Origin of the sequence: Lysinibacillus sp. (genome assembly GCF_032093475.1) — a bacterium.
Lineage (GTDB): Bacteria > Bacillota > Bacilli > Bacillales_A > Planococcaceae > Lysinibacillus > Lysinibacillus irui.
Genome location: NZ_DAMDAY010000068.1, coordinates 13,928 through 23,161 on the forward strand (window position 1 = coordinate 13,928; position 9,234 = coordinate 23,161).

The 9,234-nt window shown below is 36.5% G+C and carries 10 protein-coding genes and 1 pseudogene; 6 read left to right on the forward strand and 5 right to left on the reverse strand.

The window, feature by feature from the left end:
- The 3 genes from RT445_RS14495 to RT445_RS14505 all read left to right on the forward strand — a co-directional run.
- The coding region (locus RT445_RS14495; protein ID WP_313470762.1) for a glycosyl hydrolase family 18 protein at positions 1-491 on the forward strand (491 nt) is incomplete at its 5' end.
- 140 nt (positions 492-631) lie between these two features.
- Complete coding sequence (locus RT445_RS14500; RefSeq protein WP_274794040.1) at positions 632-796, forward strand: YfhD family protein; 165 nt, start codon at positions 632-634, stop codon at positions 794-796.
- A gap of 12 nt (positions 797-808) precedes the next feature.
- Positions 809-1,000: an H-type small acid-soluble spore protein gene (locus RT445_RS14505; RefSeq protein WP_274794041.1), complete on the forward strand. Its 192-nt coding sequence runs from the start codon at positions 809-811 to the stop codon at positions 998-1,000.
- Between the two features lie 48 nt (positions 1,001-1,048).
- Here the strand turns inward: RT445_RS14505 and RT445_RS14510 are convergent, their stop codons facing one another.
- Both RT445_RS14510 and RT445_RS14515 read right to left on the reverse strand, forming a co-directional pair.
- Positions 1,049-3,175, reverse strand: coding sequence for a putative bifunctional diguanylate cyclase/phosphodiesterase (locus RT445_RS14510; RefSeq protein WP_312507424.1), 2,127 nt, complete (start codon positions 3,173-3,175; stop codon positions 1,049-1,051).
- 197 nt (positions 3,176-3,372) lie between these two features.
- Positions 3,373-3,897 (reverse strand): sigma-70 family RNA polymerase sigma factor, encoded by a 525-nt coding sequence (locus RT445_RS14515; protein ID WP_312507423.1) that lies wholly within the window; start codon positions 3,895-3,897, stop codon positions 3,373-3,375.
- 236 nt (positions 3,898-4,133) lie between these two features.
- Between RT445_RS14515 and sspI the strand changes: the two genes are divergently transcribed.
- Both sspI and RT445_RS14525 read left to right on the forward strand, forming a co-directional pair.
- Positions 4,134-4,343: a small acid-soluble spore protein SspI gene (gene sspI / locus RT445_RS14520; RefSeq protein ID WP_274794045.1), complete on the forward strand. Its 210-nt coding sequence runs from the start codon at positions 4,134-4,136 to the stop codon at positions 4,341-4,343.
- A 78-nt stretch (positions 4,344-4,421) separates the two neighbouring features.
- Positions 4,422-5,801, forward strand: a complete 1,380-nt coding sequence (locus RT445_RS14525; RefSeq protein WP_313470765.1) for an FAD-binding oxidoreductase — start codon at positions 4,422-4,424, stop codon at positions 5,799-5,801.
- Positions 5,802-6,079: 278 nt separating this feature from the next.
- Here the strand turns inward: RT445_RS14525 and argF are convergent, their stop codons facing one another.
- The 3 genes from argF to RT445_RS14540 form a co-directional block, all read right to left on the reverse strand.
- Entirely contained in the window at positions 6,080-7,045 is a 966-nt protein-coding gene (gene argF, locus RT445_RS14530; RefSeq protein WP_274794047.1) for an ornithine carbamoyltransferase, read from the reverse strand.
- Between the two features lie 194 nt (positions 7,046-7,239).
- Positions 7,240-8,328 carry a M42 family metallopeptidase gene (locus RT445_RS14535; protein ID WP_313470766.1) on the reverse strand — a complete coding sequence of 363 codons (1,089 nt, stop codon included), beginning with the start codon at positions 8,326-8,328 and terminating at the stop codon, positions 7,240-7,242.
- Positions 8,329-8,423: 95 nt separating this feature from the next.
- Positions 8,424-8,909: a dUTP diphosphatase gene (locus RT445_RS14540; RefSeq protein ID WP_313470768.1), complete on the reverse strand. Its 486-nt coding sequence runs from the start codon at positions 8,907-8,909 to the stop codon at positions 8,424-8,426.
- A 105-nt stretch (positions 8,910-9,014) separates the two neighbouring features.
- Here RT445_RS14540 and RT445_RS14545 point away from each other — a divergent pair.
- A pseudogene (locus RT445_RS14545) lies at positions 9,015-9,234 on the forward strand (sigma-w pathway protein ysdB); the annotation flags it as partial.

The following is a 9,234-nucleotide window of genomic DNA, read 5'->3' on the forward strand; positions in this document are numbered from 1 at the left end:
AGGATTACGAGGCACACGGTAGAATAGCAGATTTCGTAGTATTAATGACATATGAATGGGGATACCGCTTTGGCCCTCCTCAAGCCATTTCTCCTATTAATGAAATGCGAAGAGTGGTGGAATATGCTTTAACGGAAATGCCTGCTGATAAAATTTTATTGGGCTTTGAACTGTATGCAAGAGACTGGCTTTTACCACATGTCAAAGGGCAAGAAGCCGAAACATTCAGTCCACAGGAAGCATTGGATAGGGCCATCAAGTATGGGGCAACGATTCAATTTGATCCGATAGCACAATCTCCTTTTTATCGATATGTTGATGAGCAAGGAAGAAATCATGAGGTATGGTTTGAAGATGCAAGGAGTGCACAGGCTAAATTTGACATGGTTAAACAATATAATCTTCGTGGTATCAGTTATTGGGCATTAGGATTCCCATTCCCTCAAAATTGGGCTTTGTTGGATAATAATTTTTCCATCAAAAAATCTTAGTTCTACTTATTGTTCTCATAAAACAAAAATTGATGCGACTTTTCCACATGTGAATTAGCGTTTTACTCCTTTTAATTACGGGATAAAAAATTCAGTTCAAAGCCATATTAAAAGATATCAACATGAAAGGAGCAACTCACATGGGAAGAGATAATAAACAAGGTCAAAGTAATAATAAAGGTTCATTACCTCAAACACCAAAAAACCAAAAGATAGCACCAAACAAGGTTAGTGAGGAATTTTCTCAAGAGTTCATGGAGCTGATTAACTCAGTTGCGCAAAATAAAAATAAGAAGAAAAAATAAGGGGGGCTTCCGTTGGATTATCAGCGTGCACAAGAAATTGTCGCCTCACCGCTAGAATATGAAGTGAGCTATAATGGCGTTTCCATCTGGATCGATAAACTCCATGACGATGAGAGAACAGCGACAGTTCACCTCCGCCGTTCATTAGAAGAGCGATCAGAAGTGGATATATCAGAATTAAAGGAAGAATATCTTGTTCACTAAAGATCAAAAACCTGCTTATTATTGGAAATAAGCAGGTCCTTTTTTATTTTAAATCATATAGTCCTCATTATATTGTAGCGGTGTTAAAACGTTTTCCACATGACGGTGTAGCTCGCTAAAGGTTTCTGAAATTTGCTGTGGAGAGATTGGCTTACTAAATAAGTAGCCTTGGATATAATCACAGCCACCTTCTATTAGAAAAGATAGTTGCTCCACTTCTTCAATGCCCTCCGCAACAACCTTCAAGCGTAAATGTTTAGCCATTGAAATAATCATGGATACAAGCGCTTCATCATTCGGATTATTTGGAACATTTCTTACAAAAGTGCGGTCGATTTTTAGACAATCAATTGGAAAATCCTTTAAATACGATAAGGATGAATAGCCTGTTCCAAAATCATCGACGGCAATTTGAATGCCAAGTGCCTTTAACTCATGTAAAAGCTGTGTCATTTGATCGATATTCATCGTCATACTTTCAGTAATTTCTAATTGAAGAAATTTAGGTTCTAAATTTGTACGTTGCAATATATGTTCTACCATTTCTACTAAATCTTGCTGGAACAATTGTCCAAGGGATAAATTCACTGCTACTTTCATCTGTGGTAGCCCTTGTCTCTCCCATGTTTTCGCTTGCATACAAGCAGTTTCTAAAATCCATTTACCTAATGGAATAATTAGGCCACATTCCTCAGCAATCGGAATAAATACATCAGGTGGAATAAAGCCACGAGTTGGATGACGCCAGCGAACTAATGCTTCAACAGATTCAATGGTCCCGGTTTTTAAATTAACCTGTGGTTGATAATCTAAATAAAATTCCTGATTTTCTAATGCATTATGTAAGTCCTGCTCTAACAGAATTCGATCTGCGATGCCCTTTGACATATACGGTTTATAAAAAAGAAACCTTTGAGGTATTTGTTTAGCCTCACGCATTGCTAGCTGTGCATGCATCAGTAGCTCTTCGCTAGTCCATTGATCCTCATAAAGAGCAATCCCCATATTTAGATTGCCATTTAACGAAAATAATTGTACCTGCAATGGATCTTTCATGGCACTTTTTAGATTTAAGCAAAATTGTAATAATTCTTCAATTGTTTTTACATGGTTAATATAAATAACAAATTGTCCCTCTTGTAATTTAGTAGCAAAATAATGGGGAGGTACAATTGTTTGTATACGCTTGGCGACAAGCTTCATCATTTTATTAGAATTGCTTATCCCTATCGATGAACGAATAGCTGCAAAACGGTCAATTTCTATGGCTATGATTGCTTTTTGCGTTTTATTATTATCGTGTAATTTGTCTTTTAATGTTTTTAGTAATAAATGTTCATTTGGCAACAGTGTAATATCATCATGATAAGCTTGAAACCGAAGTTCTTGTTGGGATTGTTCAAGGTCCTTTTTTATTTTTAACAGTTGTTGAAACGGCTTTTCAACAGATGTATAAAAAATGGCTTTTAAGAAAAAGTAAAAAGCCAAAAATAGATAGATCAATGCAGAGAAATCCCAAATAGCATTTTGATCTTGACTAATTATAAAAAAGGCATCGCTAATTATTAAGGAGATAGCTGCACTAATTAGCAACATGGATTGCTTCGGTATTTTTTTTATGTACCTACTAATAATAACAATAGTTAAAATTTGAAAAATAATGGCCAATAAGTGTACGATATTATCGATAAGATCCAGCAACTGACCTGTCATGATGTCGGCCGTCATATACACCAGAAAAATACTTCCTATTACGAAAAGCAATGAACTTGCATATGAAAACTTTCGATAGTTGAGGGTCATTTGTTTTCGAGGATGTAAAATAAGAAATAAAAACCCAAATGAAAGGAACAAACGCAAGATTATATGTAATGATTGATTTTGACTAGAAAACAAGCCTGCTAATTCTAGTAATGAAACGACAAAAAACATATTACCTATGTATAAAGTTTGATTTGATAATAAATGTGAAAATACTAAATAGGATTGGATGGCAATCGCCATTGTAAATGCAATAATTAATACTCGTATCACTAATTCTAAATTACTGTAGATGTCTCCTTGAAAAACATCGTATAGCTGATGACTGAAGCTTAATAATGGTATGACAAGTATTAGTGGCAATACTATAAACCAAATCTCTTTTTTCTCTACCCGATTAAACCATTTCTCCAATACAAACCCTCCATACCACTCTATAAACATTCACTAGGAAAATTTATCTATCTATATTGAATAATAAATTTAGACTTGTATATTTCTTTGACTTCTTACAAATCATAACACTTTTATCGGAATTTGTATGCACTTTAACAAAGTATGCTAATATTCATTTTATTTCAATATTAGCATACTTTTGATATTTTAGTGCTTTACTCTACTTGAAAAATTGGTTCTCTTAGCCTTTGAATGACTCTCATTCGTCTTTTTTTACTGACAGCGTTAGATAAACCTAGGATGTCAGCAATCTCTCGATCATTATAACCAGCTACATAATAAAGAAGGATTATATGTCTTTCTCCCTGCTCTAATTGGGTAAAAATACATTCAAGGTAGTCGGAACTTTTTTGACTCTCCCCTCTCTCGCGTTCACTAAGCATATAATGGAGTGTTTCATCCTCAACAACTGTTATTCGCTCTAAATAATTTTTTTCCTTAGATAATTCATTTAAAATCTCTCCTTTTATCGAAGAATATATATAAGCTGAAAATTGTCCTTTTGCTGGTTGTGCTTTTAGCCATACTTTCCATACAGCAATAGAAGCAATTTGACGATAATAATCAAAATCCTTATAAATTTGAAGCTTAGTTATTATCGATGTAATCATTGGTTGCACAGCTTCTAATACTTCTTCGAACGTCTGAGTAGACGACAGTTTTTTGCTCTCAATGGTCATTTTCTTCTTTCCAATCGACTATGCACAGTCCTAATTCCTAGGTAATCCTATCTTAGTGCTGCTGATGATAGAAGGCGAATGGTCTTTTTCATCATTTCATAACTTAGAATGGCTCAAATTCTTTACATATTTATACATAATTACAGTATGTTATTGTAAAAATCTTATATTTTCTGTGGGATTTCATACATATTTAAACGAAGGTTGGACAAATTACTACTAAGGAGGCGAAATAGATGAATTTTCAAATAAGAGATGCCATTACAGCGAATGTCCATGGTCAATCTGCAGCTGAATTTAAAGATATTGTCGAAGATGCAATTAGCCGTGGAGAAGAGCATTTACTCCCAGGACTTGGGGTGTTTTTTGAAAAATGGTGGAAACAATCAAGTACATCTGAACAAGATGCATTCGTTCAAAAACTAGAAAAAGCATTTGCTAACTGATTTTTTATGAAGAGTGCATTCCAATTCCAATAAATGCATGATAAAGTTTTAGTTATCAGAAAATTTGGAGGGATTGGAATGACTATTGCTGTAGAATTAATTGTCAATCAACTCAAACAGGTCTTAGTAGAAGATCAAGTGTCAACCAACGAAACGGTACGACAGCTACATGGGAAGGATGAATCTCATCATGCGATGAGCCTACCTGATATCGTTGTTTTTCCCCGCTCCACAGCAGATGTCAGTGCCATCCTAAAAATTGCGCATGCACAATTTGTTCCTGTTGTACCATTCGGTGTTGGCTCTAGCTTGGAAGGCAATGCCATTCCCATTTCACATGGTATTTCTATTGATTTCTCTGAAATGAATGCTATTTTAGAAGTTCGACCAGATGACCTTCTTGTAAAAGTACAGCCTGGTGTCACACGCTCCCAATTAAATAAGGAGTTAAAAAAACATGGTCTTCAATTCACAGTAGATCCAGGTGCAGATGCCACACTGGGTGGTATGGCAGCAACTAATGCTAGTGGCACTACTGCTGTGCGCTACGGTGTCATGCGTGACCAAGTTCGTGATTTAGAAGTTGTACTTGCAGATGGCTCTGTTATCCATACTGGCAATTTGGCGGCAAAGTCCTCTTCTGGTTATCATCTAAACGGTTTATTTGTCGGCTCAGAAGGGACACTTGGCTGCTTTACTGAGTTAACTTTGAAAGTCTATGGTGTACCGGAATTTGTAACTGCAGGGCGTGCGGTTTTTGACACAGTAGGAGATGCTGTTAGTGCCGTCACTGCTTTATTGCAGGCAGGTATTGCAATTGGACGAGTGGAATTGGTCGATGAAGCCTCTATTACACAAGCCAACATCTATAATGATACTTCCTTCAACGAAAAACCAACTTTATTTTTAGAATTTCACGGTAATGAAGCAGGTATGCATGCAGATATAGCATTTGCCACTGAAATTTTTGAGGACTTTCATTGTCTATCCGTTGAATTTGAACAAGATACTGCTGCTCGTAATAAACTTTGGGAGGCCCGTCATTCGTTAGCGTATGCGTATATTCATGCATACCCCGGGAAGAAGCTTATGTCAACGGATGTCTGTGTACCGATCTCTATGCTTGCAGAAACCATTTTATATGCACGTGAACAGCTTGATCATGTTGGACTTGCCGGTGGGATTGTAGGCCATGTAGGTGACGGTAATTTCCATGCTCTCTTAATGTTAAACCCAAATGACAAAGAGGAGCAGGCAAAAGCAGACCGCTTCAATGAACAGATCGTTCAATATGCTTTACTTCGAGGCGGTACATGCACAGGTGAACATGGCGTTGGCATTGGCAAAATGAAATATCAAGCCACTGAGCATGGTACCTCTTTAGCAGTCATGAAGAGTATAAAAGCAGCCCTCGATCCACATAACATTATGAATCCAGGAAAGATTTTCAACCTATAACTAGCAATAACCCGCTGATTGTCGAATCATCAGCGGGTTGAATGTTTATTCATAGCAAAACGTCAATCTGATCTTTGTTCACAAGTAAAAAAGTAACCTAGCGTCTCCCAGGTTACTTTACTATGTAGCGATGTAGCCATCCATCTTGACAACAAACATCGCGCGCGGTATACATCCCTCTGTCTGTCTACCACAGTATGTTATTCACATGGATACCCTCTGTTGCCCAAGTGAACTCTCTTTATCGTACTTCTCAAACTCATAGGAATGTCCAAATTCTAAGCTAAAATCGATGCTAGCACTGCTTTTTGTGCATGTAATCTATTTTCAGCTTGTTCAAAAATATAAGAATTAGGCCCGTCAATAACAGAAGTCGCAACCTCTTCTTCACGATGTGCTGGTAAACAATGCAAGAACATATAATTCGATTTTGCATAGGCAACTAGTTCATCATTAATTTGATAGCCTGCAAAATCTTGTAATCGTTTTGCCGCCTCTTCCTCTTGACCCATTGATGTCCAAACATCCGCATAGACCACATCTGCATTTAATACAGCTTCTACAGGGTCATTTGTGATCATAATTGTACTGCCATTAGCCGCTGCAATTGCCTGTGCTTTTGCGATTACTTCTGCATCACATTCATAACCAACTGGCGTTGCCACTGCGACGTTCATCCCTACATGTGCTGAAGCAACAACAAGTGAGTGCGCTACATTGTTGCCATCTCCCACATAGGCAATTTTAAGCCCTTTTAAAATTCCTTTATTCTCTGCAATCGTTTCTAAATCCGCTAATGCTTGACAAGGGTGATAAATATCCGTTAATCCATTGATAACTGGAATGGCAGCATGCTCCGCCAACTCTTTGACCATTGCGTGAGAGTTTGCACGAATCATAATACCATCTAAATAACCTGATAATACATGGGCTGTATCATAAATTGATTCCCCACGACCAATCTGTAAATCGCGAGCATGCATAAACATACTTTTTCCACCTAATTGATTCATGCCAACTTCAAATGAAATACGTGTACGAGTTGAATGTTTTTCAAAAATCATGCCAAGTGTTTTACCTTCTAATAATCTTGGGCATTTCCCTTCTTTTGTAATCATTTTAAGCTGTGTCGCTAATTCAATAAGTTCTTGAACCTCTTGACTAGTATAGTCTAGCAAAGTCAGTAAATCCTTTCCTTTTAAACTAGACACTAACTTTAACTGGACTTCTTCGAGTAATTTCATAGCATTCGCTCCTTATATCGTTGCTGTTGAAATTAGTATAACATGCATAAATATAAAATCAACTGAATTTTTATAATTTATTTTAGTAATTATTCATTCGTCTTCAAATGTGACAAAAATTCGTACTTTTGAATAATTATGCATACAACATAAAAAAGATAGCTAGTTTAAACTAGCTACCCTTCATCTGCTTATTAGTCAAATGTAATTTTATTCACTGCTTCACGGTCTAATTTTTTAATGACTTCTACAATTAATTTAACAGCATTATCATAATCATCACGATGTAGGATACCTGCATGTGAATGGATGTAGCGTGTCGCAATACCGATGGATAGTGCTGGTACACCATTTGCTGTTACATGGATGGAGCCAGCATCTGTACCACCGCCAGCCATCGCTTCAAATTGATATGGAATATTGTGCTCATCTGCTACATCTAATACAAACTCACGTAAGCCACGGTGTGAAACCATTGATGCATCATACACAACGATTTGTGGGCCAGCACCCATTTTACTAGTTGATTCTTTTGCTGTAACTCCTGGAGTATCTCCCGCTACACCTACATCAACTGCAAAGCCAATATCTGGTTGAATTTTATGTGTTGCCGTTTTAGCACCACGAAGCCCAACTTCTTCTTGCACATTTCCTACAGAATAAAGAATATTTGGGTGCTTTTCATTTTGTAACGCTTTCATTACATCAATAGCAATAGCACAACCGATACGATTATCCCAAGCTTTTGCTAATAGATACTTGTCATTCTTCATGACGTTAAATTCAAAGTATGGTGTTACCATATCGCCAGGACGTACGCCCCATTCAAGTACTTCATCCTTAGAAGCAGCACCTACATCAATAAACATATCTTTAATGTCTACCACTTTATTACGCACATCTGCAGGTAAAATATGTGGTGGCTTTGAACCAATAACCCCAATCACTTCGTCACCTTTACGTGTAGTAATTGTTACACGCTGTGCAAGCATAACCTGGCTCCACCAGCCGCCTACTGTTTGGAATTTAATAAAGCCTTTGTCATCGATTTGCGTAACCATGAAACCTACTTCATCTAAATGTCCTGCTACGACAATTTTTGGACCGTTTTCATCGCCCACTTTTTTAGCAATTACACTACCTAAGTTATCTGTTTCTACAGTGTCTGCATATGGTGCAATGTATTTTTTCATGACCTCACGAGGTGCACGTTCATTACCTGCAATACCATTCGCATCTGTTAAATCTTTAAACATTTGTAATGTTGGATCTAGTTGTGTCATCCTTTGGCCTCCTACTTCTTGTATCTTCTTTATTATACTTCGTTTACCGAAATATTCCTAGCTTAATCGTCTGAAAATTGGTGTATTTCTTATTTTTAATAGCCTGAGCGCTGACGATTATAATTTTCTTGATTTTTTTCAATATAAGCACCAACAACATCCTCAAATGTAAATTCAAGATTATACGCTAGTAATCCATAGCATTGCCAAATGGTTAAATAGTGATCCTGAGTAGGTTGTTGAATAAATGTTAAAATAGCACTTTGTGTCTGTAAAAAAGTTTCCGTTAAATTTCTTTGCTCTTCAATTACTGGCCACTTTTCAATGGATGTATAGCCCTTTAATAAGCCAAGGGATAAGATAAAATGGATAGAATCAACATATTCCTCTAAAATGACTTCACGTGCTGATGGTCCTTTAGTACTCCAAAATTTAAAGCAGCGCGTTTCATTGGCAAGCTCAGCAAGCTCTACCATTAATGCCAAGCCCTTTTCTTGAAATACATCTTGTTGAATATTTTGTGTTTGCTCGATAAAATCATCAAGCTCTTTTTGCATAGTAAACAATTGTTGTAAATTCATTTTTTTCTCCTAAATTTCTAAAAAATATTTAAGTAAAAGTGAAACTATTTGACCTCTCTAATCGTATAGGAAAGAATAACCTTTCTTCAAGGGGGAAATTTAAACATGTTGCCGTTACTAATTCGACTTGCTGTAATAGCGCTTATTATCTATGTATTTTATAAAGCGATTCGTTATATAACCGATCCTAAACGCAAACTTGATGAAGCCTATGAAAAAGGCCAATATTATTTTTATGATGACGTTAAAAATGTCCGCAAAAATTTCTTTATTTCTTATAAGGGTGCTCTTTTTGAAGGTGAAAAATACCTGGGTACGACAGAAG

Excerpts from the sequence above, each read along its gene's own strand:
- RT445_RS14500 (WP_274794040.1), top strand. The coding sequence starts at position 632 with ATGGGAAGAGATAATAAACAAGGTCAAAGTAATAATAAAGGTTCATTA.
- argF (WP_274794047.1), bottom strand. The coding sequence starts at position 7,045 with ATGAAATTACTCGAAGAAGTCCAGTTAAAGTTAGTGTCTAGTTTAAAA.
- RT445_RS14535 (WP_313470766.1), bottom strand. The coding sequence starts at position 8,328 with ATGACACAACTAGATCCAACATTACAAATGTTTAAAGATTTAACAGAT.
- RT445_RS14515 (WP_312507423.1), bottom strand. The coding sequence starts at position 3,897 with ATGACCATTGAGAGCAAAAAACTGTCGTCTACTCAGACGTTCGAAGAA.
- RT445_RS14525 (WP_313470765.1), top strand. The coding sequence starts at position 4,422 with ATGACTATTGCTGTAGAATTAATTGTCAATCAACTCAAACAGGTCTTA.
- sspI (WP_274794045.1), top strand. The coding sequence starts at position 4,134 with ATGAATTTTCAAATAAGAGATGCCATTACAGCGAATGTCCATGGTCAA.
- RT445_RS14540 (WP_313470768.1), bottom strand. The coding sequence starts at position 8,909 with ATGAATTTACAACAATTGTTTACTATGCAAAAAGAGCTTGATGATTTT.